Origin of the sequence: Paenibacillus sp. FSL K6-4396 (genome assembly GCF_038002525.1) — a bacterium.
In the GTDB taxonomy this organism is placed as follows: domain Bacteria; phylum Bacillota; class Bacilli; order Paenibacillales; family Paenibacillaceae; genus Paenibacillus; species Paenibacillus amylolyticus_B.
In genome coordinates this window covers 6,725,824-6,752,768 of the sequence record NZ_JBBOCR010000001.1, presented here as the reverse complement: position 1 = coordinate 6,752,768, position 26,945 = coordinate 6,725,824, and the positions used below count along the sequence as shown (strand labels likewise).

At 50.5% G+C, this 26,945-nt stretch carries 22 protein-coding genes; 16 read left to right on the top strand and 6 right to left on the bottom strand.

All coding sequences use genetic code 11. The features are described 5' to 3' along the window. The first annotated feature begins 237 nt into the window (after nucleotides 1–237). The 11 genes from MHB85_RS29470 to MHB85_RS29420 all read left to right on the top strand — a co-directional run bounded on the left by MHB85_RS29470 (nucleotide 238) and on the right by MHB85_RS29420 (nucleotide 12,464). On the top strand, nucleotides 238–948 hold the full coding sequence (locus tag MHB85_RS29470; RefSeq protein ID WP_076216802.1) for a response regulator transcription factor: 711 nt from the start codon (nucleotides 238–240) through the stop codon (nucleotides 946–948). Further along, nucleotides 945–2,450 (top strand): sensor histidine kinase, encoded by a 1,506-nt coding sequence (locus tag MHB85_RS29465; RefSeq protein ID WP_341074105.1) that lies wholly within the window; start codon nucleotides 945–947, stop codon nucleotides 2,448–2,450. Before MHB85_RS29470 ends, MHB85_RS29465 begins: the two co-directional genes overlap by 4 nt. A 60-nt stretch (nucleotides 2,451–2,510) precedes the next feature. Beyond that, nucleotides 2,511–3,617, top strand: a complete 1,107-nt coding sequence (locus MHB85_RS29460; RefSeq protein WP_341074104.1) for a TolB family protein — start codon at nucleotides 2,511–2,513, stop codon at nucleotides 3,615–3,617. 236 nt (nucleotides 3,618–3,853) lie between these two features. Then, nucleotides 3,854–4,741 carry an oxygen-dependent tRNA uridine(34) hydroxylase TrhO gene (trhO, locus tag MHB85_RS29455; protein ID WP_076216798.1) on the top strand — a complete coding sequence of 296 codons (888 nt, stop codon included), beginning with the start codon at nucleotides 3,854–3,856 and terminating at the stop codon, nucleotides 4,739–4,741. 12 nt (nucleotides 4,742–4,753) lie between these two features. Beyond that, on the top strand, nucleotides 4,754–5,401 hold the full coding sequence (locus tag MHB85_RS29450; protein ID WP_124116690.1) for a helix-turn-helix transcriptional regulator: 648 nt from the start codon (nucleotides 4,754–4,756) through the stop codon (nucleotides 5,399–5,401). Nucleotides 5,402–5,598: 197 nt separating this feature from the next. After that, nucleotides 5,599–6,513, top strand: a complete 915-nt coding sequence (locus MHB85_RS29445) for an Rpn family recombination-promoting nuclease/putative transposase (protein ID WP_341074103.1) — start codon at nucleotides 5,599–5,601, stop codon at nucleotides 6,511–6,513. 323 nt (nucleotides 6,514–6,836) lie between these two features. Further along, complete coding sequence (locus MHB85_RS29440; RefSeq protein ID WP_047840843.1) at nucleotides 6,837–7,886, top strand: ABC transporter substrate-binding protein; 1,050 nt, start codon at nucleotides 6,837–6,839, stop codon at nucleotides 7,884–7,886. Between the two features lie 151 nt (nucleotides 7,887–8,037). Continuing rightward, on the top strand, nucleotides 8,038–8,898 hold the full coding sequence (locus tag MHB85_RS29435) for an ABC transporter permease (RefSeq protein WP_051154091.1): 861 nt from the start codon (nucleotides 8,038–8,040) through the stop codon (nucleotides 8,896–8,898). 2 nt (nucleotides 8,899–8,900) lie between these two features. Continuing rightward, the gene (locus MHB85_RS29430; RefSeq protein WP_036606660.1) at nucleotides 8,901–9,695 is read left to right on the top strand and encodes an ABC transporter ATP-binding protein; all 795 of its coding nucleotides are present in this window, start codon (nucleotides 8,901–8,903) and stop codon (nucleotides 9,693–9,695) included. Nucleotides 9,696–9,869: 174 nt separating this feature from the next. Beyond that, on the top strand, nucleotides 9,870–11,048 hold the full coding sequence (locus tag MHB85_RS29425; protein ID WP_341074102.1) for a winged helix-turn-helix domain-containing protein: 1,179 nt from the start codon (nucleotides 9,870–9,872) through the stop codon (nucleotides 11,046–11,048). A gap of 69 nt (nucleotides 11,049–11,117) precedes the next feature. Continuing rightward, complete coding sequence (locus MHB85_RS29420; RefSeq protein WP_341074101.1) at nucleotides 11,118–12,464, top strand: MFS transporter; 1,347 nt, start codon at nucleotides 11,118–11,120, stop codon at nucleotides 12,462–12,464. A gap of 118 nt (nucleotides 12,465–12,582) precedes the next feature. Here MHB85_RS29420 and MHB85_RS29415 read toward each other — a convergent pair whose 3' ends face one another. Next, entirely contained in the window at nucleotides 12,583–13,164 is a 582-nt protein-coding gene (locus MHB85_RS29415) for a hypothetical protein (protein ID WP_091012614.1), read from the bottom strand. Between the two features lie 30 nt (nucleotides 13,165–13,194). Then, nucleotides 13,195–13,728: a hypothetical protein gene (locus tag MHB85_RS29410; protein WP_091012615.1), complete on the bottom strand. Its 534-nt coding sequence runs from the start codon at nucleotides 13,726–13,728 to the stop codon at nucleotides 13,195–13,197. A 199-nt stretch (nucleotides 13,729–13,927) separates the two neighbouring features. On the opposite strand from MHB85_RS29410, the gene MHB85_RS29405 reads away from it, so the two are divergent. The 5 genes from MHB85_RS29405 to MHB85_RS29385 all read left to right on the top strand — a co-directional run bounded on the left by MHB85_RS29405 (nucleotide 13,928) and on the right by MHB85_RS29385 (nucleotide 22,164). Then, nucleotides 13,928–14,425, top strand: a complete 498-nt coding sequence (locus MHB85_RS29405; RefSeq protein ID WP_091012617.1) for a DUF6385 domain-containing protein — start codon at nucleotides 13,928–13,930, stop codon at nucleotides 14,423–14,425. 45 nt (nucleotides 14,426–14,470) lie between these two features. Continuing rightward, nucleotides 14,471–15,736, top strand: a complete 1,266-nt coding sequence (locus MHB85_RS29400) for a DUF6385 domain-containing protein (protein WP_341074100.1) — start codon at nucleotides 14,471–14,473, stop codon at nucleotides 15,734–15,736. A 78-nt stretch (nucleotides 15,737–15,814) separates the two neighbouring features. Further along, nucleotides 15,815–18,097, top strand: a complete 2,283-nt coding sequence (locus MHB85_RS29395) for a glycosyltransferase (RefSeq protein ID WP_341074099.1) — start codon at nucleotides 15,815–15,817, stop codon at nucleotides 18,095–18,097. After that, the gene (locus MHB85_RS29390) at nucleotides 18,054–20,048 is read left to right on the top strand and encodes a tetratricopeptide repeat-containing glycosyltransferase family 2 protein (RefSeq protein WP_341074098.1); all 1,995 of its coding nucleotides are present in this window, start codon (nucleotides 18,054–18,056) and stop codon (nucleotides 20,046–20,048) included. Before MHB85_RS29395 ends, MHB85_RS29390 begins: the two co-directional genes overlap by 44 nt. A gap of 112 nt (nucleotides 20,049–20,160) precedes the next feature. Continuing rightward, complete coding sequence (locus tag MHB85_RS29385) at nucleotides 20,161–22,164, top strand: glycosyltransferase family 2 protein (protein ID WP_341074097.1); 2,004 nt, start codon at nucleotides 20,161–20,163, stop codon at nucleotides 22,162–22,164. A gap of 252 nt (nucleotides 22,165–22,416) precedes the next feature. Here MHB85_RS29385 and MHB85_RS29380 read toward each other — a convergent pair whose 3' ends face one another. The 4 genes from MHB85_RS29380 to MHB85_RS29365 are packed head-to-tail and all read right to left on the bottom strand — an operon-like array spanning nucleotide 22,417 to nucleotide 26,909. Continuing rightward, complete coding sequence (locus MHB85_RS29380) at nucleotides 22,417–23,088, bottom strand: class I SAM-dependent methyltransferase (protein WP_091012623.1); 672 nt, start codon at nucleotides 23,086–23,088, stop codon at nucleotides 22,417–22,419. Continuing rightward, entirely contained in the window at nucleotides 23,085–24,623 is a 1,539-nt protein-coding gene (locus MHB85_RS29375; protein WP_244661070.1) for a glycosyltransferase family 4 protein, read from the bottom strand. The genes MHB85_RS29380 and MHB85_RS29375 overlap by 4 nt, the downstream gene beginning before the upstream one ends. Before the next feature lies 1 nt (nucleotide 24,624). Beyond that, nucleotides 24,625–25,617, bottom strand: coding sequence for a glycosyltransferase (locus MHB85_RS29370; protein ID WP_091012624.1), 993 nt, complete (start codon nucleotides 25,615–25,617; stop codon nucleotides 24,625–24,627). Continuing rightward, on the bottom strand, nucleotides 25,617–26,909 hold the full coding sequence (locus MHB85_RS29365; RefSeq protein WP_091012626.1) for a tetratricopeptide repeat protein: 1,293 nt from the start codon (nucleotides 26,907–26,909) through the stop codon (nucleotides 25,617–25,619). Before MHB85_RS29365 ends, MHB85_RS29370 begins: the two co-directional genes overlap by 1 nt. Nucleotides 26,910–26,945 lie beyond the last annotated feature (36 nt).

Below are 26,945 nucleotides of genomic sequence, written 5' to 3'. Positions count from 1 at the left end.
CCTTGCTAACATAAATAAAAAAGAACTGAATTTTTACACGAAAACGAAGAGTGCAGAGCCAGTCTGAAGAAACGAAGTTCAAAGCTTTCTGTAAAAAGCTACTTCGGAAGCATACGCTACGCCCTTTATCCCCGGATTTTCTCTTAGGAGAATTGATTCAAAAAATCTGGGGATAACAGCGATCGGAAGACGGTACTGCACTTGAAGATATTTCGTGTAACGTAGAGGATGAATCCCATGAATAAAAAAGTGCTTGTGGTAGATGACGAATCAAGCATCGTCAGTGCCATTGCTTACGCGCTGCGGCGCGAAGGATATGAAGTAGATACTGCGAGTGACGGTGAAGAGGCCTTGGTTAAGGTCGCATCGTTTCACCCACAGGTCATGATTCTGGACGTGATGATGCCAAGGCTTGATGGATACGGCGTATGCCGCAGGCTGGAGGACCGCGAGGATATCGGTATTATTTTGCTGACCGTCAAAAATGATATCGTGGACAAGATCGTTGGCCTGGAAATGGGTGCCGATGATTACATGACCAAACCATTCGAGATCCGTGAACTGCTCGCAAGGGTAAAAGCACTCATGCGCCGTGTTGAGAAAAGCAGTCCACCGCCTGACGATTCGAAGAATCAGGCCATCGTGAATGGCACACTGCGTATTCATGTTGCTCACCGCACGGTGACCGTGAATGAGGAGAAGCTGGATCTGACACCAAAAGAGTTCGATCTGCTGACCATTCTCATGTCCAATCCTGAGCGGGTGTACACAAGAGATGATCTGCTGGATCGGGTCTGGGGCATGGAATATGCAGGTGGCACACGGACCGTGGACATTCACATTCAGCGTTTGCGCAAAAAAATCGGAGATACGGATCAGCAAAAATTGCAGACCGTATATGGGATCGGCTACAAAGCATCTGCACCTGAACCAGGCGGGGCCATATGAGAGTCAGCATCAAGCTGAAGTTCAGTGTTTTTCTGGCGGCATTGCTTATCCTGACCGTGGTGGTGCTTAGTTCACTGGTCCTGCGCGGTATTGAACGCAATCAGCAGTCACAGATTGAAGGTATTCTATCACAGCAGACACGGCTGGTGAATCTGAATGTGCGACAGTCCTACTACACCGAGTCCGTTCATCTTGAACAGGAAGTCTTTTTACATCAAAACGGGCGCAGGCTTGCACAGGAACTGGCCAACTCTACCGGCTTGCCGATAGCACTCTATGATATGAAAGGCCAACAAGTCGGTTCATCGATCAGCTCCGGGGAGAGTGCGATTGTTCAGGATACGCTCAACTATGCACTGCAAAATAAAATTGCCTATCATGAACAAGGGGATACCTTGCTCTACGCTGCACCATTGGACGGTCCGGATGGGCAGATGGGTGCCGTGTGGATACAGTATCCGGTCCAGAGTTACCAAGATTTTTATGCCCGTATCCTTCAACTATTTATGTGGGCAGGGATTGCGGTTGTTGCGCTGAGCTTCATTCTGGGGTATCTGTTCTACAATCGGTTTGCTGTCGCGATTACCCGGCTGAAAAAGTCTGCAGATTCCATTCGCGAAGGGAATTACATTACGGAGTCTCCTTTAAAGCGCAAGGATGAGTTGGGCGAGCTGGGGCAGGGCATCTATTATATGAGTACATCCATTCAGCAAAATATCACAGCCATGCATGCGGAGCAGCAGAAGCTGCAACTGGCGATTGAGAAACTTCAGGCGCTGGAACAGCAGCAGAAACAATATATCGGTAACATTAGCCATGAGTTCAAGACACCGCTGACATCGATCAAAGCTTATGTGGAGCTGCTCGACATGTATAAGGATGATCCGCAACTTCTTGATGATGCGACGAGTAACATTGGCAAAGAAACGGAGCGGCTGTACGAGATGGTGGAGAAAGTCTTACATTTATCTGCCTTGGAAAAGTATGACTTCGAGAACCAGGCCGAAGATGTAGAGGTCAGTGCTCTACTGGAGGATGCCTGTGGCCGGATGCGTGGGAAAGCGGAGAAGTTTGCGCTGAACATGGAACTGGATCTTGAACCGGCGGTGATCCGTAGCGACCGGGAGAGTCTTATGCATATTTTCATCAACATGCTGGATAATGCCATCAAATATAACATTCCGGATGGTGTGATCCGGGTGAAGAGCGAACTACGGATGCAGGAGCGTCAAGCGATCATTCGTATCTACAACTCGGGTACGTCGATTCCGGCAGAGGCGCGGGAGAAGATTTTTGAACCCTTTTACACCGTAAACAAAGACAGAGCCAGAAAAACCGGTGGAACCGGACTGGGGCTATCTCTCGTGAAGCAGTTTGTTGAAAAACAGGGAGGTACAATCACCCTGCTGTCGGGCGATCCAGAAGCTGGGGAAGGTGTGACGTTCCAGCTCATGTTCCCTTTGGCTGATTCAAGTTTACAAGTTCGAAACAAGTCTGAATAACTTTGGAAGTATGCGATGTGTATGCTTGGTCTATAGCAAGAGAAACCAGGGGGGACCATCATGAATTGGAAACAAGCAGCTTTGGGCACGTTCGGAGCCATCGCCCTGTTAACGACAGCGGCATGCGGGGGAACAACGGAGCCGGGGGGCAACGCACAAGGTGGGAAAACGGGCACCGACATTACAGTAAAAGATAATACCAACACGTCCGTGTACCAGAGCTTTAAGCTGGAGAAAATCGATAAATTGCCGAATATGCGCGGAATTGCATGGCTAAGTGACGACTGGATTGTATCCGACAAGGAGAACAAATCCCTGAAACCCGTTAACGTTGAAGGCCAGGAAAGATATCCGCATAACTTATATATGTATGATCTAACCAAAGGTACAGACACGCCGCTCAAGGAAAGTGAAGTTAGCCTGGGTGCACCGTTGGTGTCAACAGATAGTCAGTACCTGTTCTACCGGGAGCCGGAGGAAAATACGGGAAAAGGCTACTTCCTGAACCTGCATAATGGGGAGACAACCCCTGCTGGCAAGGAGGATGGATTTATCCAAGAGGGCGCATGGCTGGATAATGAACATGTCGTTTTCCCCAATATGAAGGGTGATCTCATCTCAGCAAGTGTGGATGGTACAACGAAGGTGCTGGTGGAGACAGGCAATTTCAATGTTCGAAGCATCAAGGTTTCGAATGGCACCATCTATTATATTACGGGCGAAGACGGCCAGTTGAATGCATACGACGTGAAGACGGGTGACGTGAAACAGGTGCTGAAAAGTGTGGAATGGGTCATCCCTTCCAATGATGGAACAAGGCTTGCGATTGTGAAAAGAACGGCGGATACCAAACGGGCGCTCGTACTCACCGATCTGGAAGGTAATGAAAAAGCCACACTCGCCAGAGGCACACAGATTTTCGGCACAAGCTGGTCGGGTGATGATTCCAAGATTGCATACACCATCAATTCCGAGAATGACAATGAGAAAGGGCTGTTTGTCTCCAACACGGAGTCGGCAGAACAGTTCCAGATCTCGGCGGATATGGACAACGCCTCTGACCCTCTCGCCTGGAGCCCGGAAGGAAATAAAATCCTGTTATCGCAGGCGGTATTGGAGAACGAGTCCTATCACTTTGTGACCTCGGTCATTACGATCTCGGAATAGGATGATTGTTGTGGACAGATATGTTCCACTTTCATCCCTTTCTATACATTTATATTGACTAAGCTATTCCGCTTCCGATAAACTAGAATGCAGGAATAAAAGTCGAATGTCAGGCAGCAGTTCGAGACGATGTTTCGGGCGGCTGTTTATTTTCTTTTTAACAGTAAGGGTGCAATGTAGTCGTCTTGCCGGATGATCCGGCTAATAACAACATGGAATAGGAACAGGTGATATACATGTGTAACAGCGCGTACCGCGTGCTTTTATATTATAAGTTCGTGAAGATTGAAGACCCCGAGACGTTTACACAAGAGCATCTGCAATACTGCAAGGACCTCGGTGTGAAAGGCCGTATTCTGATCGCATCCGAAGGCATTAACGGTACGGTATCCGGAACGCCTGAACAGACGGAACAGTATATGAAAGACATGCTGGCTAATCCGCTGTTCAGCGATATGGTGTTCAAGATTGATGATGTGGAAGAGCATGCGTTCAAAAAAATCTTTGTTCGTCATAAAGCAGAGCTGGTTACGTTCCGCGTAGACGAAGATCTTGATCCGAATGTGATCAGCGGCAAACGCCTTTCTCCGAAAGAGTTCCATGAGCATTTGCAACGGGATGATGTCATCGTTATCGATGGCCGCAATGATTACGAATACGAAATTGGTCACTTCCGCGGCGCCATCCGTCCAGATGTTGAGTCGTTCCGCGAGTTCCCGGAGTGGATTCGCGAGAACCTCGGTGACATGAAGGACAAAACGATCATTACTTATTGCACGGGTGGTATTCGCTGCGAGAAGCTGACCGGGTTCATGATTAATGAAGGATTCCAGGACGTAGCTCAATTAGACGGCGGTATTGTCACGTACGGTAAAGATCCGGAAGTACAAGGACATCTGTTTGATGGCAAGTGTTACGTGTTTGACGAGCGGATCTCTGTACCGATTAACCGGACAGACGAGGATATTGTCATTGCCAGCTGTTATCACTGTGGAACGACACATGACCGATATATTAATTGTCCAACCTGCAACCTGCAGCACGTAAGCTGTGAGGATTGCGAAGAGACGCATAACCGCTTTTGCTCGGATGCCTGCCGGGAGGCAGCACCGGTACACGCATAAGCAGGAGAGCAGGTGCTGATCGTGAAGCGCGAAGAGGAACGAACGACGCGTGAACGGATTTTGTTCATGCTGAAGCAGCAAGGTACATTGACCGCGAGGGAAATGACAGCTGATCTGGGTCTGACCGGCATGGCCATTCGCCGTCATCTGACGGCACTGGAGCAGGACGGCTGGATCGAGGTTCGGGAGGCCCGGGCTACGGCCGGACGTCCGTCCTCGGTGTACCAACTGACGGTACGCGGGGACAGCTTTTTTCCAAAATCATATTCGTCCCTTACGCTGGAACTGCTTGAAGAATTGTCTGACTCAGCCGGGAACGGTGTGGTGGACGCATTGTTCGAGAGTCGCCGGGACAAGCTGCTTCGCAGCGGATTGCCCCAGATGGAGGGCCAAGATCTGGCCGGACGAGTGGAGGAACTCGCGCGAATTCAGAATGCCAACGGATATATGGCGGATGCGTCCAGAGAAGAAGATGGAACCTACGTCATTACGGAAATGAACTGCCCGATTGTACAAGTCGCGAGTGTATACAAGCAGGCTTGCCGCTGTGAACTGGAACTGTTTCGCTCGCTACTTCAAGCTGAGGTGGAGCGTACCGAATGTTACGCCGATGGCGGCAAAAGGTGCAAGTATGAGATTCGCGAAGCATCGGGGAACTAGTAGAAAAACAAGAGAGATTGTTTCGACGATTCGTCGAGATAGTCTCTCTTTTTGATAATAAATTACGTATATACGCTATTCTGGTATGGGGATGCGTGTTATAATGGAGCTAACATCCAGTGCATGTTCGCATCCTTATATGTGCTGATATTTCGGCAGATATATCCTGTTCATTTTGCGCTTAGGAGTGGATAATAATGACAGAGTTGCTTGATCCCAAGAACGATTATGTGTTCAAACGAATCTTTGGAAGTGAAGAGAATAAGGATGTTCTTCTGGCTTTTCTGAATCATACCTTCAAAAATGCAGGTGAATCTTTACTGACTGAGATTGTATTAATCAATCCTTATCTGGACAAGGATACCCCGAGGGATAAACAGTCCATTCTGGACATACGGGCTAAAACAGATCAAGGTGAGCTAATTAATGTTGAAATGCAGTTGTTTAATCAGTATGATTTAGAGAAGAGGACTTTGTTCTATTGGGGTAAACAATATTCCGGACAATTACTTGAAGGACAGAGATATAGTCAGCTCAAAAAATGTGTCGCGATCAACATTGTTAATTTCAAAATGCTCGCTAATGACCAGTACCACAACGTATTTCATTTAAGAGAAGACCATACCAATATTCCGTTGACGGATGTTATAGAGATTCATTTTATGGAAATACCAAAGCTGAATGATGCAAATATTCAAATGAAGGATGGATTGGTGCGTTGGCTGTTATTTCTGAAAGGAATGACTAAATCAAGCTGGGAGGCGTTAATGATGCACGAACCGGAACCGGCTTTGAAAAAAGCCATGAGTGTATTGGAGTTTCTGAGCCAGGATGAGCAAGCACGTCAACGATATATTGACCGTCAGAAATTTCTATGGGACGAAGCTTCCATGATTGAGGGCGCACGAGAAGAGGGTCTCAAGAAAGGCATGGAGGAAGGAATTCAAAAAGGAATCGAAGAAGGGATTAAAGAAGGAATTAAAGAAGGTGAAGCTGAGAGCAAGCGGAAAATTGCATTGAATATGCTCACCTTGGGTCTTGATCATGAGACCATTGTCAAAGCGACGGGACTAACCTCTGCTGAGCTAAAAGCAATTCAAGAAGAAAAATAAGCTATCTATATGAGGCTACTCGCATAACATGTGGGTTGCCTTTTTTGATCTTATGTAATGTTTTCTATCACAATCATACGATGAGAGTAAATTGGAAGCGGTTCAACCATTGACGGATACCGGGACGCCCCTTAATATTAGGGGAACAATAAAACACCAACACGGGTCATGGACTTCAGTCGCATGAGGAAAGTCTATATTTGTCTGCTTTTGTCGATCAAAGCAACAATGCGTTGAAGCGTTTGTTTTGTCCCGCCCTATCGTGTCAATGGAATCTCGATAAGGGTAACTACATTTTATAAGATGGAGAGGGGTTCTCACACATGAAAAAGAAATTTTGGATGTCACTGATGATGGTTGCTTCAATGATCGTTGCAGCAGGTTGCGGAAATAACAGCGGTACAGGCTCGGAATCCGAAGGATCAGGGACCACAACAGGTGGAGGAAGCGAGGAAAAATCATACCAGATTGCCATCTCGCAGATTGTTGAACATCCATCTCTGGATGCTACACGTGAAGGATTCATTGCAGCCCTGAAGGAAGCGGGCATTGAAGAGAACAAGAACCTCAAAATCGATTACAATAACGCGCAAGGTGATTCGACGAACAACCTGTCCATTGCACAGAAAATCTCGGGTGATTCCAAAAATGATCTTGTACTCGGCATCGCAACACCATCTGCGCTGGCGCTGGCTCAACAAGTGAAGGACAAGCCATTGCTGTTCGCAGCGGTAACGGACCCGTTGGGTGCCAAACTGGTGACCGATATGGACAAGCCGGGTGGCAATGTTACAGGTGCATCCGATACGAATCCGGAAGCTATTGTACAATTGGCTGACTTTATCGCTAAAAATCTGCCGGATGTGAAAACGGTGGGCTTGGTCATTAACGAAGGTGAACCAAATGCGGTGGTTATGGCAGATAATGCAGAAAAAGCGCTCGCAACACATAATATCAAGCTGGTGAAAGCACCGGTTACAAATACATCTGAAGTAAAACAGGCAACGGATTCTCTTGTTGGCAAAGTAGACGCTTTCTACATCACGCTTGATAACTCTGTCGTGAGTGCGGTTGATACGATCATCCAAACGGCGAACAGTAATAAAATTCCGTTCTTCTCCAGTGATCGGGATACCGTTGAAAAAGGAGCTTTCGCAACGGTTGGCTTCAAATATTATGACCATGGATATCAGGTTGGTGAGATGGCCGCGGACATTCTGAAAAATGGTACAAAACCTGGTGATATGAAAGTCACCGTTCCGGACAAACTGGATCTGATCCTGAATCTGAAAGCGGCTGAAGCCCAAGGTATCACGGTTACGGATGAGATGAAAGCGGAAGTAAAAGACCAGGAAAACAACATTATTCAATAATCTGACCGGCGTGTAAATCCGGCAGTATGGATGCGAGGCGAACATGCAACGGGTTCGCCTCATTCTTTTCGATAGACAGGGAGGAAGTAGTGTGAGTATAAGCTGGAATTCAATTGAAGGGGCGATCGAGCTGGGGCTTTTATATGCACTGATGGCACTTGGTGTATATATTACGTTTCGCATACTCGATTTTCCTGACCTTACCGTAGACGGAAGTTTTACAACAGGGGGCGCAATCGCGGCGGTGATGATCTCCAATGACTTTTCTCCTTGGCTCGCCTGTCTGGCGGCAATGGCTGGCGGTATGGTAGCCGGAGCTTGTACGGGCCTGCTTCATACCAAAGGCAAGATTAATGGATTGTTATCCGGGATCTTGATGATGATCGCGCTCTACTCCATTAATATGCGTATTCTTGGTGCACCGAATAAATCCATTATGGGTATGGATAATCCATTCTCAGGTGAGCATGTCATGGTACTAATTATCATCGTGGTGCTGGTGTTTAAAATCATGCTCGATCTGTTCATGAAAACAGATGTTGGACTGGCACTCCGCGCGACAGGTGATAACAAACGCATGATTCGCAGCTTTGGTGCAAATACGGATGTGACTACGATTGTAGGGGTCAGCTTATCCAATGGATTGGTTGCCCTGTCTGGTGCATTCATTGCACAGCAATCAGGCTTTGCAGACATCACGATGGGTATTGGTATGATCGTCATCGGACTGGCTTCAGTGATTATCGGTGAGGCCATTCTTGGAGCAAGAACGGTATTCTGGGCTACACTTGCAGCGATCGTTGGTTCAATCATTTATCGAATTGTGGTCGCCCTTGCCCTACAGGTCGAATGGTTTGATACATCTGATCTGAAGTTGATCACCGCGGTGATTGTCATTATTGCTCTTGTATTCCCAACGATGCAGCGCTCCATGAAGCAGCGTAGTCTGGCTCGCAAACGAACGGAAGAGTTGATGCGATCCGGGGGTCATCAGGCGAAGGGAGGTATGTGAGCATGCTGGAGATTACGCAAGTAACCAAGCTGTTCAACCCAGGCACAACGGACGAGAAGACCGCGCTGGTTGGCGTGAATCTGACGATGAATCCGGGAGATTTTGTGACGGTGATTGGCAGTAACGGGGCCGGGAAATCCACGCTGATGAACATCATTTCGGGTGTGATGAAGCCGGATATGGGCGATGTACTGATCAATGACCGCTCCATTAAAAACCTGCCGGAGCATAAGCGTAGCAGCTGGATTGGCCGGGTGTTTCAGGACCCAATGGCAGGAACAGCACCACATATGTCCATTGAAGAAAATATGGCAATGGCATACAAACGTGGCAAAGGACGCGGACTGGGCTTCGGAGTTACCCGTGCCAGACGTGAGATTTTTAACACGCAATTGGAGAAGCTGGGAATCGGACTGGAAAAGCGGCCTAACGCGAAAGTCGGTCTCTTGTCAGGTGGGGAGCGGCAGGCACTTAGTCTATTGATGGCGACCTTTACCCAACCGCAGATTCTACTGCTGGATGAGCATACGGCCGCACTTGACCCTTCACGTGCTGAACTGATCACGGAACTAACGGAGACACTTGTGCGTGAGATGAGACTGACTACATTGATGGTGACGCACAATATGGAGCAGGCCATTCGTCTGGGTAACCGTCTGATTATGATGGACAAAGGCCGAATTATTCTGGATGTCAGCGAAGAGCGCAAGCGTACGTTGACTGTCCCTGAGTTGCTTGGTGAATTCGAACGGATTAGCGGCAAAAAAATGGCGGATGATCGTGTCGTGCTGGGTTAAGGCAAGGTAATACCATATACGTAGCGTCTACAATCTAGCTATCTATAAGATAGACGATAAAAACCTTTTGCGTTCTCGCAAAGGGTTTTTATGGTATGTTGAACACGTTGAAAAAATGGAATGAATCTATACGATTTCGGATTAGCGAATTATACATAGTAGGGGGAACCAGGCATGTCTTTGCAATTGGATGAAGGGACATATACGGTAACACGGCGAACGGAATCCATTCGTCTACTCGCCAAGGAATTTGCACTGCTGCATTTTCTGTATGAAAACAAGGAAAAAGCCTTCACCCGCAGCCAACTGCTGGATCGGGTATGGCCACTGGAATATCCGGTTGAACGCACCGTGGACGATCATATCTATCGCCTGCGCAAGAAGCTGAAACGCTGGGATGAGATCCGTCTGGATACAGTACGGGGCTACGGATATCGGCTTGCTGTGCATGAGAAAAAGTCCGCTCTACCCGCTAGCCCTTCTGCTCAGGACCCAGAAATGCAGGAAGTCATTCACGGATTACTTCGTAAATATCACTTGTTTGGGCAGGGAAATGCCATACAGACCCTGGTTCAACAGCAGGAAGCACTCGGCATTCAGATCGCCCCTTATTATCAGTTGTATATCCGTTTTATACAGGGAGATCTGGAATGGCTGATTACAACAAAGGAAATTCCCTTTGAGGAGCGACTATACTGGCTACTAATTTTCGTGCACCCCCTGATCGAGCCGGCGGATAGTATTCAGTTGTATGAACAGGCGCTGAATTCATCGGCATTGTCTGCCGATCAGCTTCGCGAACTCCGCATTCTGAACATCATTGAAGTCTATGTAGAGGTGGGCCAATATCAACGGGCCAAAGCACAACTGGAGGAAACGTATCGTGTAATAGAGACTGACGAGCTCAAGAATTTCAGACTGCCTGTGGCACTTGCAGCGTTGTATGTGGAACTGTGGGGTGGTAGCGGTGAAGCTGTTGAGGCCCAGATGGCAGTTCTGCGGTCAGGATTAAAGGATGAACCCTATCTGCGAGAGACCGGACGTTTTCAGGTGATGGAAGGATTATGGTTACTTCGGCAGGGACGGATTCGTGAGGCAGAGTTAAGAATGGATGACGGTCTGGATGTATTGAAAATGTCGCTGAACGCACCGCTATATCTGAATGCTGCATATCAGATTCTCCTATTCCTGGGTCATCATCGAATTGAAGGCAGACTTCGGAGTAAGTATCGACAAGTGTATGCTGAGATCGGCAAAAGTTACGGTGTTCCCGCATATGGACAGCAAATTGTAGATGAAATACGTAACTTTTTATCCCCTATCCCCCCATCCTCTGATCTTCCTCTGATATAACTTCTTTATGATTACAGCCAAGGAACATACAGACCGCTAACGGCTGTAATCAAGGGAGGAAGTACATGTATGACTGTCATTTCAACTGAATCCACATCCAATGAATCCACCGAATCGCCCGCCTCATCTGCACAATCTTCCAAAAGCTTATGGACTAACCTCCGGTTTGTCCGCATGTTTATTGCATACTCGCTAGCTACGTTTGGAGATTGGTTCGATGCACTTGCCATACAGGTGATGGTGGCCTACCGCTGGGGTGCTGATCCGCTGATTATTGCACTTATTCCTGTATGTATGGCTGTCCCGGGTATACTGCTTGGCTCCTTTGCAGGTGCTCTGGCTGATAGACTGCACAAAGTGAAAATCATGATTTTGTGTGATGTAATCACCGTGGGATTAACCGTTGCTATTTTATTCGCACCAAGCCCGGCATGGTTGCTTCCACTGCTCGCTCTGCGTGCCATGATGGGAGTGTTCCACGTTCCCGCCCAACAGGCGCTAACCCGCCAGGTGGTGGCAGAGGAGCATCTGTTTCAGGCATCGTCCCTAAATGGTTTTGTGAGCCAATGTTCGAAGGTCGCAGGGCCACTTCTGGGAGCCGTCATACTAGCCTTTTTTTCACCACAGATCTGTATATTAATCAATGCTTGTACCCGCCTGTTGTCGGGCGCAGTGTTATGGCCCTTGCGACGATTGATGGAGAAGCCGGAGCCTGTGGAACCAGACGGAAGTACTGCTGATGCAAAGGTTATCTCGGAATCGTTGTTTACCCAGTGGCAGCAAGGCTGGCGTTTTATACAGAGCAGTCGCACCGTGCTGAGTACGATTCTGTTCGGCTGTTTTGGACTCATGGCCATTCTCATGATTGATTATCAGTTTACGACCCTGTTTCGGGAGATCAAGCCAGGTAATGAATCACTGCTCGGCTGGTTGGGGTCGTCGGCAGGAGCCGGGGCAGTCGTCATCATTTTATTGTTAAATCGCTTGCCGAGAATTGGGTATGGGTGGGGGCTAGGTGGAGGATATCTGTTCATCGGGGCCGGAATTGCTGCATTAGGGTGGATTAGCCCACAAACACCTGAAAATTGGGTCTTAATCTGGGGGTTATGCATTGGGGTAGGCAATGGGCTCTTTATGGTAACACTGAATTATTTGCTGCAAAAGGAAACCCCTCCTGCCTATGTAGGGCGCGTCTTTGGCATTCAAAATTCACTATCCAGTGTTGTACTGGTCGTAGCTCCACTTGCAGGTGGAGCGCTCATTCGAGTTGCGGGTCCGAGCCCCACCTTTCAATATATCGGTCTCGCTACGCTGGCGATTGGTCTTGCTGGCATACTGCTGCAACGAATCTTGTGGGAGGGAAAGCAGCCTCTCGTGTCTGGAGCAAAAGAGATCATTCCGCAGGAATCGGTCTGACAGCCTTTGCCCGGACATTTTAATCATCATTATATCTACAATATAACGAACAGCCGCTTTCGGTACTCATCAGAAGGCGGCTGTTTGCACATTGCATAGTTAAGCACGATTAAGCGAATCACACTTCCCACCAAGCGAAATAAGCAGTAGAGGCCAGCAGTCCACCAACCGAAAGTGATCCACTGACAGAGAGGTTAATAGCTTGACCTGGAGGAACCACATAACGGCCAAATTCATTGGATAGAAACGGTCCCGCTTGAAGGGGCATAGCCATCAATGGGGTTGCTCCTGAAGGTGCAGCAGAAGAGAATCGTACGATGGCTGCACTGGTATTGCTGCTGGAAAGATTGCTGTTTACCGATGTTAGTGTGTTGGGCGATGACAGTGTTCCATTAGCGCTCAGACTCATGGAACCGCTGAAGGAAGATAACAGATTAAGTGAGACCGTAATTCCACCAGAGAGCCGCGATACGTATAGGGTTTTCCCGCTCCCTACAGGATTGGCCAATTGTACGGTGGCGATAACCGTTCCTCCCAGCAACCCCAGTGTTGTAGAGTTGGTGGAACCTGCATTGTACAGATTGCCTGTACTGCCAGCATTATTCTCCGGAGGAGCAACAATGCCGGGAGAAATATATGTGTTCGTGTTGGACGTATAGACGGGCAGATTTAATGGATTAAATACATTGTTGTTCGGCACAGTGTGCACCTCCTTTTATCAGAATCATGTTCAGAATTCCCACCAGAAGAGATTAATGGCTGCCGTCTGACTGCCAGTTCCTAAACTGATGGATAGTGATTGTCCCGGTGGAACAAGAATGGAACCGTTTAAATTCAAAGAGTACATTCCAGCAGTGAGAGGTATGCTGAGCAAGCTTGTGAAAGTCCCCCCAAGCGTTCCGGTATTTTGCCGGGTGGTAACGATGCTGGTGTTGGCGTTACCAAGCAACGTATTAACGGGTACAGGTGTAGTTCCTACGGTTACAGTGCCGCCGGAATAAACGACCAGAGTAGCTGCAGCAGTTGTACCTCCCGAAAGGCTGGCAATACGTACTGTTCTGCCACTTCCAGTTGCATTCAGGATCTGAAGAAGAAGATTTTGACTGGCAGGAATCGCTATATTATTGGTCGTCAGGGCAAAAAAACTGCCTGCCGCAGCCGCACCGGTATCTACTGAAGCTTCAATACCCGGGGCTGCATAAGTGTTGGTCATTTGAGTGAACAGGGGCCCATTAGACTGGTTGAATACATTAGAGTTTGTCATCTTGTCCCCCCCTCTGAATAGATGGAAATGGTCTGGCGATACTATTTGTTTCGCATGTCCTCATTACTTGCATTGTATGTAAGAACAAGAGAAAGCGTTTGGGAACGGACTGCAAATTCCAAAATAACGGCAGATGCCGTGCCCGTAAATCCGATCCGGGCATACGATGCGTAAGCACATTTTTTAAGGGGAAATCGAGATGAGTCGAACAGCAAAGCAAAGCAAGAAGAGAACGAAGCAACCAACTAAATATGTCAGTCGCCGCCGTTCCCGTCATTCCTGCCGCGCTAAATTGCTGAAACCCCCTTGTTCCCGGATTACTCGTCCCCGGTTCAAGCAGGGTGCTTCCTCACGTACGAAACTCCCTGGTGCTATTCATTGTTTTACAGAGCATACGTATGTCGGAGCCGAAACCAGTAGCAGTATGGATTCACTCCCGGCACAAGACACCTCATCACTCAGCATGTATACCTATGGCGTTGTGAATCGGGGAAAACATCCGGCTCTTGTACAGATCCAGATCAGCCCAAATGCCGTGGATTATGCTGTGGACAGCCAGGAGGTGGTCGCGGGAGGCCAGACCAAAGCGCTGGTACCATTGCGATTTTTACACTATACCCGGCTTGCCATTCGATCCGTTGAACCGGATCAACCGACCCGGCTTGATGTTTACTTTCAGGCACAACGTATGCCGTAGGGGAGTATGATCTCACAGATTTGACCAGGGAGGAGGACGAGGCACATGCCTAACTTTACGACGTTTAATACGAATCCGGATAATCTAAGAACGTTGATTTTCGGCCAGGATAGTACAGGGACAGCCCAGCCTGTCAGAACGGATACGAGCGGGAATGTGGTTGGCATTATTTTGGACGGGACCATTAGTAATATCTCAGGTCTGACTACCGTTACAATTAACGCAGGAACCATTACCAACATTCTGAACGGAACGATTACGAGTGTACTTGGAGCGACCATCACGGCAGGTACGATTAATAGTGTGCTGGGAGCCACCGTAACCGCAGGTACATTAACGAATTTGCTAAATGGTACAATCACAAGTGTATTGGGAGCGACGATCACGGCGGGAACGATCACTAGTGTGCTCGGCGCAACCGTAACAGCCGGAACACTAACGAACTTGCTGAATGGTACGATTACGAGTGTATTGGGAGCAACGATTACCGCAGGAACGATCACGAGTGTGCTCGGAGCCACGGTGACCGCAGGAACGCTGACCAACTTGCTGAATGGTACAATCACAAGTGTATTGGGAGCGACGATTACCGCAGGAACGATCACGAGTGTGCTTGGAGCCACGGTGACCGCAGGAACGCTGACCAACTTGCTGAATGGTACAATCACAAGTGTATTGGGAGCCACGGTGACCGCAGGAACACTGACCAACTTGCTGAATGGTACAATCACAAGTGTATTGGGAGCGACGATTACCGCCGGAACACTGACGAACCTGCTGAATGGTACGATCACGAGTGTATTGGGAGCAACGATTACCGCAGGAACACTGACAAACTTATTGAACGGAACCATCACAAGCGTACTTGGCGCAACCGTGACTGCAGGGACGTTGACAAACCTGCTGAATGGTACAATCACCAGCGTGCTAGGTGCTACAATTACCGCGGGAACACTTAGCAGTGTGACGTCCATTTCACAGAAGAGTTTTCAGGAGTCCCAACTCATAAGCACCCCGACCGCAAACACCTTCACAGCGCTCCCAGCGGTTACGACCAGTGTATTTGGCACGTATTCTTTCTTTGTATATAACCGGGGGCCGGGTGTAAACCGGGTAGATGCTCTTGTTGAGATCAGCGCCAACGGAACGAACTGGTACACGGATGTAACGACGGTAACAGGCATTTTGTCCGGGTCAGTCGATGTATTGGTTCCGCAGCGTTTTCTCAAATACACGCGTCTTTCCTACCGCTCCAGCCTAATCGGTGCACCAAGCACGATTGATGTGTTCTTCAATGGACAAGGCACATAACCCATTTATTTGTCATATAGGTACATGGAGTTCCTTTGATGGACTTCATGTATTTTTTTTGTATTGGAGGTGTTTGCATTGAAGAACCGTTTACTTGGGATCCATATGATTGTGCAAAATGAAGAACATCACCTGCCCCGCTGTCTCGACAGCTTGAAGCATATCAGCACGGAATGTTTTATTATCGATACCGGCTCATCTGACCGTACACCCGAGATCGCCAGAACGTACGGAGCAACGGTGTTGCACGCCTGTTGGCAAGATGACTTTGCCCATGCACGAAATATCAGTCTGCCTCTGGCGAGCACGGAATGGGTCCTGTGTTTGGATGCGGATGAATACGTTTCGCAGGGATTGGAAGAACTGCTGAATTTTTTACCTAAAGTCCATAAAAGCATTTCGAGATTACGTATTACCATAGAGAATCGATACGGCGAAGGGGTAGAAGAGAGTGTTATCTCTCAGCCAGTGAGACTGTTCCGTGCTCATCAGGGATATCGATACAAGGGGCGTATTCATGAGCAATTGGTTCGTAGTGGCCCAAGCGAGCTTGTCCAGGAAGAGGCTGGTGATATGGATAAGAGCGAGACCTTTACAGGTGAGGAACATATGTTGATCGAAACAGAACCGCTTGCTCCACTATGTCTGGTTCATGATGGATATCTGGCCTCAACGATTTCGAAGGAACATAAACCAAGACGTAATTTAAAGCTGATTGAGCGGGAACTCGCAGATGAGCCTGCACAGCCTTTTCACCTGTACAATCTGGGAGTAACGTATTGCCAGCTTGGTCAGATCGAACAGGCAATTGAAGCGTTCCGTGAATCATTACACCTGACAGAGTTACTCGCGCCATATCGACCAACACTGGTTAGAGATTATGCAAAGACCCTTGTGGGATCGGAACATTACGACGAGGCGCATGCAATTCTGGCTGTGGAAAGACAGCGTTATCCATCCTATGCTGATCTGCACCTGCTGTATGGGGAGACGTTGGAGCAGCAAGGTTTGGAGGAGCGTGCATATCAATCGTATGCCCGAGCAACGGACTGCTGGGAGAGAACGAACCGTGTTGGACAGAGTGATGGCGGTAGCATGTTAGACGCGTCATATGTAACGGAAGCGGGTTCTAACAGTTACAGAGCCTATACTGCCATGGCAAGACTTGCACAGAAACGGGGATTCCTGAATGAGTCTGCACATCTGTACGGGCTGGCTCTGGACAGTATGTTCACATATGCTCCGGCGTGGGCCGGGTTGGCAGACGTGCTGCAACAATCCGGTGAAACCGATGAGAACATAGCAGAAACATTACTTTCCAGAAGTAGCGGAATCGGAGAGTTAGATCAAGGTGATTTGATTCGTGGTAAAATGCCCCATTCATATGCAATGACAAATGAGGATCATCTGTTGCAAGTGATTTATGTTCTAACAGGCTGTGGAGCATATGAGCAGGCATTGAAAATGCTGGATACAGATGCGCGTACTGCTCGTATCCATGTTGTGGATCGAATACATTGGATGTTATGTGCGAATAGGGTTTCCGAAGCACTGCAACTGGCAGAAGAACACTGGAGCGTGGGGTGTGTAAATGAAGTCAATCTGCTGGCTGAGCACAGAATGGATTGGGCACTGGCTTGTTGGACCAACGGATTACCATTATCCGAGGCGTTCCTCGCAACTACGCTTCCACAAGAAAAGAACGTTTGGAAGGTCATGGATCGACTGCTGAATCAGTTAACCAAGGAGCCGCGAAGCATGAAACTTGCTTCACATGAACAAAAGCTTATGCAATGGGGTCCGCATTCAGAGATGGTAGCAGAAAAGGTTGTGCGGCAAGCCATAAAGACAGGACAGCTTACACTTGCTGAGCAACTGCATGAGTTGCGGGCCATGATGATGTGTGACCATTGGGGAACGGCTATAACTTTACGACGGGAGTTTGCAAGTCTGCTGTATCGTCAGGGGTATACCATGGTAGCCGCGAACATCCTGATTCAGTGCATGACCGAGAGTGAACTGGATGCCGAAGGTTTATTCTGGCTGGGTGAAACGCTGTATGCCAAAGGTCACAATGATCAAGCGCTCTCTCTGTTCGAGCAGGCTCTGGAGCGGGAGCCTGATATGTGGCAGGCCCGAGCTGGAGTAGCTGTATGTTACATGCGATTGGCAATGGAGGCGATTCAGCAGGAATTGGTACGATCTCCGTCTTCAGGGGTACTCGCTGCACAATATACCGCATTGGAACAAAGGCTGCGAACGACGGAAGGCATCCCATGGCGTACGCTTTTCCATGCAAAGGAAAGGAGGAATCAGCTTGCGAGCGGAACGAATTTCCCTATGCATGATCGTGAAGGATGAGGAAGAGTTGCTGCCTCATTGTCTTGCCAGTGTCCAGGGAGCGGTGGACGAAATGATTGTAGTGGACACCGGTTCGTCGGATCGCAGCGCGGAGATTGCGCAGCAATATGGAGCGGTGGTTGTGCGATTTGAGTGGTGCGAAGATTTTGCCGCAGCACGGAATGCTGGCCTGGAGCGCGCTTCCGGCGACTGGATTCTTTTTCTTGATGCGGACGAGGCACTCGATAGGGCTGCGCGGGAGCAGATCAGGAGCTGGACGTCGGTCAGCGGATGTGACGGATTGTTTTTAAACATTCATAACTATACAGGTACGGGTCAGCAGGGGGTTACCGTGAATCCGGTTTTGCGTCTCTTCCGTAATGCCCCGGAGCATCGGTTCGAAGGTCGGATTCATGAGCAGATTGCGGCGGCGATTTGCCGTAGGAACCCAGAGGCTGCTTTTCATGTGACGGACATGATTATCCATCATTATGGGTATCAGACCGCGATTGTGGAGCGCAAAGATAAGGTGAGCCGTAATGTTCGCCTGCTGCAACAGGCAGTGCAGGAAGAACCGGATCAGCCGTTCCATCACTATAATCTGGGTGTCGAGTATCTGCGTGTGGGGGAAGCGGAGCGGGCTTTGGAGACGTTTGGTGTGGCTCGGATGGGGATTGATCCTGCGGTGACCAGTTACGCGCATTTGCTGTTCAAATATGAAGTTCGTTGTCTCCAGCATCTGAATCGCTGGCAGGAGGCATTGGATCGCATTGATGCTGCGCTTGAACTCTTTCCAGAGTACACGGATCTGATGCACCATCGCGGGGTATGTGCAGACGCATTGGGTGATGCAGATCGGGCAGAATATTCGCTGCGTGAAGCTGTCCGTATGGGACCACCTCCACCCATATATCATACGGAAGAAGGCATCGGCACCTATCAGACGTGGTATATGTTAGGACGATTACTGGAAGGAAGGGCAGATCTGGAGGGTGCGGTGGATGCTTACGTGGAAGCGGTACGTGCCAAATCGAGTCTGTTACCGCCGCTCTATCGGATATTCCGAATTATGCGAGTCTCCGGGCAGGAACATCAGATTCCTGAGCTGGTGAGGGAGCGCTTTGCAATCGGTTCGGAAGAGGCTACACACAAAGTATTGGGCATTTTGGAGCAAAGTCGTTGTTATGAAGCGGCTCTGCAATTGTTACCGAGTGTATCCTCACAACCCTCCGCAGAGATGAGGGAGCGTTTATCTGTGGCGGAGGCGATGCTCCAAATCCAACAGGGAAGATGGAACAAGGCTCGTCTGAAACTGGAACCTGTGCAGCGCAAAAAAGGGTTGCTCGCAACTTCATCTGCCCGGTGGCTCGAACGTTTGGAGTGGATCGAGGGGAAGGAAGTCAACGGAGATGATCCATTGACGTTGTGGTTGAAGCGTAGTTCTGAGGGAGGTGCAGCAGTAACTGATGATGAGGAATCTACTGTGCAGACAGGGCGAACGGTGGGTCTGAGAGTAACAACGAAGAAGGACAGGGGCTCCAGCATAGACGGAACGGTTGCAGGAACAGAGTATGATGGCTGGCAGGCCCTTGGACTGATGATGGAGGGATGTGTACAGTCAGGGAGATGGAAAGAGCTGCATGGCCTGATTCAGATGTGTCGACAGCAATTGGTGGGAGCAGGATTATCGGCGGGAGAGAGCGTTCGAGTGGGAGAGAAGGAGAAAGAGGAAGGGAAGAGGAGCGAGAAGGATAAGGATATGGATAGGGAAAAAGGAGAAGATATGGGAGCATTCCCTGGATCTTTGGATACGCTGGTGGGAACCAGTTGGTTGGTGAAAGGATTGGTTAGTGCTGCGGATCATCATCTGGAGGTGTTCGCTCAGCATGCAGCTGGACAGCGGCACCGTTGTTGGCCTGTCGTTCAGCATATTCGGCTGGAGTTGCCGGGAGCGGACGGGTTTGAGATCTGAGAGGGGATCAGGCATGTCCGGGAGTTCAACTTAATTCAGCGGGCTAATGGGTGGGGCTGAACTCCGTTGGTGAGGGGTGGTGATGAATATGGGCATAGGGATTAGCTTGTGTATGATCGTGAAGGATGAAGCCGGATCACTTCAGCGGTGCTTGAATGCAGTCAGGAATGTTGTGGATGAGATCATCATCGTGGATACCGGATCGGTAGATAATACAATCGAAATTGCCCGCCTTCATGGTGCCGTTGTAATTCGTACGGAATGGAACGGAGATTTCAGTGAAGCCCGTAATCTGTCGCTGGCTGCTGCTACGAAACCGTGGATTCTGGTGCTTGATGCGGATGAAGTATGGGTACAGACTCCGCAGATGAAGGAAGAACTCGTGCAGTTGTTAGCGGCAAGCAGAGACGATGTATGGGGATATTGGCTACAAGTCACGAGTCTGCTGGGTGTGTCCGGTGAAGAACGTGTGACGGATGCGGTATGTCGATTGTTCCGAAATGATCCCCGAATTGCCTTTCAGGGCAGAATTCATGAAGAGATTGCTTCTTCCATCATGGCACTGGCTCCGCAAGGTGTGCTTCATTCTGGACTTGAGGTCATTCATTACGGATATCTGGAGCAGGCGATTACCGCCAAAAATAAAGGTGCACGCAACATGCAGTTGATACGTTCCTCGTTGAATCAGGAGGTAGATCAACCGGAGTTGTTGTATGCTCTGGCCGCCGAATGGTTTCAGCAAGCGAAGTATGATGAAGCAATCAGGTTGTTGCAGCCATTATTGGCACAACTTATGCCGGAGTGTGGATATCACTCGGATTTGGTGCTGAAAACGGCTTACGCCTGGCGAGAGATTGGTAGTACGGAACGGGCACTTGCTGTAGTGGAAGCATGGGCGCCCGTGTATGAGGATTTTCCGGATTTGTTGGAGCTTGGTGCTGTACTCGAACTGGATCAAGGGAGAGAGGATGTGGCCTTAGACTGGTTAAATCAGGCTAAATCAGCTGCCTCCACAGCCAGCAGGTATACATCAGTCTCTGGTGCCGGGACCTATCGCAGCCTGACGCTGGAAGGCATGGCATATGAGCGGGCTGGCCGCTGGGCAGAGGCAGAAGCCGCGTACATAGCGGCGCTGGGTATACAACCCGGCAGCTTGCCTGCATGGCAGCGGTTGTTGTTGCTGGCCGCAGCCACAGGGCGGCCGCATTCCATCGCCAGCGTTGCCGCTCGGGTAAGCTTGCCGCCTGCGGCATGGCAAGCGCTGATCCCGGCCGCGCTTGCAGCGCATCGGCCGGAGTGGCTGCTGCGCCACGCGGCGGCGCTTGCTGCCCCGTTGCGTGCACAGCCGCTTGCCGCCGGGCTTACGCTGGCCCAGCTGGGCGAGGACGCCGCGGCTCGGGCGGCTTTACAGCTCTGGGCGGCGCATGCGCAGCACGGGCCAGAGGCGGCCCTGGCGCTGTGGGCGCTGGGCCACAAGCAGCCCGGCAGGCGCAGCGCCCGAGCGGCGGCTCGCCAGCAGGCAGCGCTGCCCGCCGCGGCCCACGCCGCCGAGGCGCTGCAGCAGCGCGGGGCCAGGGCTCGCAGCAGCATGGCGTCTAGCCCGCCCGGCGATGCAACGCCCGGCGGCTCGGCCGCGCCTGCGCCGATAGGCGTGCTCGCCGCTGCGCAAGCGCTCGCCGGCGTAGGCGCCTGGGCCGCATGGCTGCGCCTGCTGCAAGCCCTGGCGCCTCGCGGCGCGCTGGCGTTGCTCGCAGCGCTTCCGCCTGCGGCACGCTGCGGGCTGCTGCGCGCACCCGCGAGCGTCCGCGAAGGGCTGCTTGCGCTATGCGGCACGCCTGACGGCGCGCAGCAGCCCCACGCGGACGTGGTGCCCACCCCGGAGCGCGTCGCTCACGCACTCCTTGCGGGCACGCTCGCGCTGCTCGCCGGGCGGCAGAACCTGGCGCGTGAATGGGCCGAATCTGCCCAAATCACTGCACGGCAACCTGCCGCCACAGGTCGCCCGGCGACGACAATCCCGCCGGGCCTGCAAACCCTGCTGCGCCTGACAGCACCCGGCGCAGCCTCTGCTGATGAATACACTAACCAGTGCAACATGTTACTGGTACACCTATAATTTCCTTTAATCTTTAATCTTTAATCTTTAATCTTTAATCACTAATCTCTGATTTCTAGTCCCCAACCTCCAACCCCCCTGTACATCCCCACATATTCCCGCAATAGCCCATCCGATTGAAATTGCAAAAGCAACGGAGCTACCGGTAATCGGAGCATTGCCCGAACCGTGCATGGTTCCGTTGCTAATGGGTGAAGCCCTCAAGCCCTCAATTTTCCACTTTGCACTTAAATCAGCGTAACCCAATTCGTTTCAACCTTTGCATATCACCGCTCGAAAACAGCGGATAGGCGTGCCGTACATGTCAGACCAGATGGCATCGTCCGGCTCTACCACATTCAGCTTATCTTCAATGGTTAATCCGGTGACAGCCATGATTGTCTCCAGCAGATCAGGCCGCATCTCGGGTACATCGAAAGTAGCGATTAACTGTCCGTTTGGTTTCAGCACCCGAGCGAATTCACGAAACGCCCGCAGCATCGTGCCTGTATCCAGATGCTCCAGTACAGAGATACAGAACACCCGATCAAACTTACCCGACTCATACGGAAGCTGGGCCAGATTAGCCTTTGCGCGCTGCAATCGGACGAGAGTTGATTCCGGCAGATCATGGGCGGCCTGCTCGCCAAAATCAGAAACAATATCCAGTCTTATCGCCTCTTCAGACAAAATACGTTCATCCCAATCGCAGGCGTGAACCTCACGGCAGTGTTCGGCAAGCCAGAATTTGAACGGATGGGAGATGCCGCAGGCTGCATCAAGGACCACATCGTCGGGACGTGCAAACCGCCGGGCCCATTCATATTCGTAGGGACGGCTCCACCATGCCGGATGCAGGGGGAAGACCAATGTGTCCGTTTTAGGGTCACTTTGCCTAATGTATCTTGATTCCATGAATTCCGGTGCCTTGGGCGTATCCATCATCCCCGAATTCCCTCCTTTAATCCTGTCTCTGCCAAAAATGATTCCAACACCGTGCTCCACCGGCTCCGCCACCTGGCAAGATCATAGGACAGTGCAGTCTCGCGCGCATAGATTCCCAGTCGTTCTCGCTCGGCCCGATTCTGTACGAGACGAACCAGAGCAGCGGTTAGTTCCTGCTCGCCGGGAGGTACCAAAAGCCCGTTAAAACCATCCTGAATGAGATCATTCAATCCGCCAACATTGGAGGCAATTACCGGGAGTCCACAGCTCATCGCTTCCAGACAGGCATAGGAGGTACCCTCCGAGAATATTGTTGGAATTACGGCGATATCTGCCTGATGGTAGGCCTCCCGAATATCCCGGAAATCATACGTGCGCTGGTTAATTCGCTCCGCATGTGGATGAGTACGATGCCAATAACGAAAGGCTCTCCCGACCGTACTTCCTTCAACCAGTTCCCCGGCAAATTCAATCTCCAGATCCGGAAAAGCCCCCAGCAGCTTATCTGCTGCCAGCATCATTGGAATAATACCCCGTTCCATGCTGATTCGACGCGGATATATAATGCGAATTGGGCGGGGAGAGGTCAAGCGGACATCCATAGTTTTCTGTTCAACCTGTTCCTGAGTCAAACCATTAACCTGATATTCAGCATCTGCTTCTGCTAGAACATCTGTAGCCCAATCCGTTGCATTTCGGAGGTTACGAGCAACCCTATACGTTTCGCCATTTACCTCGGCTGTTTCCAGTTTTGATAATTCCAAATCGGGATCTACCGCTCCCTTCTCCTCTCGTTCTTGATCGTCTGTATCCCCACCTCCATCTCCGTTAGCCTTCGCACTGTACGCTCCATCACCACTTGGTCCAGCCTGGCTTTCCTCAGCTTTCATCCCTGATATAACTGCACCAACATTTTCTCCATGACTCGCCAGATCATTCTTCCATGCGACAAGCCATTCGTCTTCCTGTTTCTGCTCAAAGGTCCGTGTTGGCGGGGCTGGTGTGAAATAGGACGTATCCACTGCGTTGGGAATCAGGACAACCTGTCTTGGATCGGTATAGGTGCACGCAGCCCGGCAAAAGGTCTGAAAATGAGAATCCACGGATACAATGCGCACGAGTCCATCCAGAGCCAGTTGAATATGTTCCGCGACTTGTTGTTTGGTCTCCAGTGACAGTCCGGGACGATCCCAGTTAATGCCGTGACAGATGCCAAGACTGCCGGGTTTGTAGGTGATGGGTTGCCACAGACAGCTGGCATAGATCACTGGGCCGCGCGCTGCGGCTGCCATCCGGTCAAAGGCTTCCGGTACATTATCCATGTCATACGAATAACCAAATACGTCAATCTGCTCCGTCCGAGTCTGGAATGCTTCAAAATAGGACAGTTGATGAACTTCGGGAATATGCCCGAGTCCACGGATGACACTGCACAGTTCCAGAATATAGCGTTCCAGTCCACCACCAAATACACGACCGAATTCCCGGTTGTACCCGTCGGTGAAACTATGTGTCAGAATACTCACCACGCCCATCTCACGGTCCCTCCTTCCAGGGAATCAGCCGAGGTTCCGGATCGAGAATAGACTCGTAATGTGCAAGATTGCCCCACTCACCGCTGGGATCAATGCGCTTGTAACGCAAATATTTACGAACCCGGTCCTCCAGACTGCCTGCCCATCCGAGATGCTGAACCTTCAATTCCGTGCTGACCCCAGGCAATACCGTGCAGGACAAGGGAAGGCGGGGAACATGATGATTCTGTTGTGGATAGAAATAAGGATATCCAGGCATATATCGTACAAGTGAAGCGGTATGCCGTTTGTGCAGAGACCAGAGATCATCTTCCCGGTAGTGGGTCCGGCCACCCCACATGTCGTAGAAACGGAATGCAAACCAGTCCGCATACTCCTGATTAATCAGCGTGCGGATGGCTTTCTTGGCTTCTGAGCTGTACAGCTCATCCGCATCAACTGAGAGCAACCAGTCGGGACATGTTCCCGCAGCCGCTTGCCACAAAGTGTTGCGAAGACGCCATTCCTCAGCGAACAGCGGTTTCTCCAGTACTTCCAGACGGACCACCTTAGGGTAGGATTTACATATATCCGGTGTTCCGTCTGTGCTGGCATCGTCCACAATGACGATCTCATCCACGAACTCACTCAGATCATGCAATACTTCTTCCAGGTATCGGCCACGTTCATTGCGAACCTGGAGCATGGCGGTGAGCTTGTTACCTTTGCTTTTGCGAACCCGACGAATGGAGAAGGGTTCTTTGAATACACTCGTTTCCTCTTGTGATACAGCAGCATTCTGTTCTGCCTGACCTTGTGAATCATTCCAGTGATGCACTTGGCTTCGGATGTCCTGCGTTGGTTGTACATGATCCGGGGGATGATCTCCACTTTCCAATGCGTCTGTATGTGTTCGATCGACTATTTCGGTTGGCGTGTAAGTAGTTTCGGTTCGGATATTCCTGTGCACCATCGGTCCATTCAACTGTTGCCTGCGCTTCTTCGGGTCCAGCATCATGGCACCTCCCCAAGCAATTGCTGTACGGCATGATCCAACAGCTCCAGCTCGACAATCCGGGCCAGCGCATCTTCATCCTCCAGTGCTGTCTCAAGGAAATGTCGGACTGCCCCGTGTCGTTCCCCTCGCAGTGCCAGCGCACTGCCGGATAATTGCTGATAGTCCCGGCGACTGGCATCATCCTGAATATCGACTGCATGCACCAGCGCCAGTGCCTCTTCCACGCGTCCAGTCTCCTGGTAGATGCGGAATTTCCAATGTCTCGCGGTTTCTCCGCCAAGTTCGTCAAGGATACGCAGGGCATTTCCGTAATCATCGTTCATACGCAGTACTTCCGCTCGTACAAGTTGATCTTCTCCCGCCTCAAGCCAGCGACATAACTGTTCATAATGATGCCGTTCTTGTTCATCGGCTGCACTAATTCCATACACCCGCAGGGCGTCCTCCAACTGTCCGGCCCGGGCATGAATGGCAGACAGGAATCTATAGTGGGAGACTACACAGTCACCGCGACCATTCAATACCGCATGGGAGAATGCCTCTTGAAGTGAATTGATAGACCGCGGATCTTCAAGCAAGTACTCATAGGCTGCCAGCAAAAAGGATATCGTCTCATGTGCACCTGCTTTGGCTCGGAGCTGTCGGTAGAAGTCGGCACGTACACTGCATTGAAGCAGGGTGACGCTATCCGGAGTGCCTGACAGGATCTGCCGCAGCGCATGCAGGAAGAACAGTTCGTAGTCCCGGAGAGGGACTTCGAGATCATCTTTTTGCATCGTACCTGCAGGTGCAGGGTCTTCACCGCCCAGCCAGATGGCACGTACGCCTTGGAAAAGCAGCTTCATATAACGTGTTTCGGAGGATGTGCCGACCAGATCGGCGATGCCGACCAGTTTGGAAATACTGCTCTCCCATAGCGGAGATTCTGCTTCGTTTCCAGCAGGCTCAGGGAGCAGGGCAATACATAGCTCAGGCTCCAGCGAAGCCGTAGCTATTAGCCAGTAGGGATGGGCGACTACGGCTACGGTGCGAGGTTTCAGCAATAGCTGCTCGGCTTCAGGGAGGGAGATGACGGTAATGGCTGGAGGTACATCTTCTGTTTGCGTCAGGCTGCTGACGTAGTAGACCTCTCCCTCGATCGACAGCAGTGCAGCAATATCGGGATAGGGAAAGGATGACCAGCCCCCTTTGCGGGGGAAGAGAACATATCGGACCGGGGACTGTGTTGTACTGGCCTTATTCAGGCTGACTTCGGAGTCTTCACCTGGTAATGGCGCAGGTTTTTCCATGAATCGTTCACCTCACCTTGACTGTAATATGGCGCG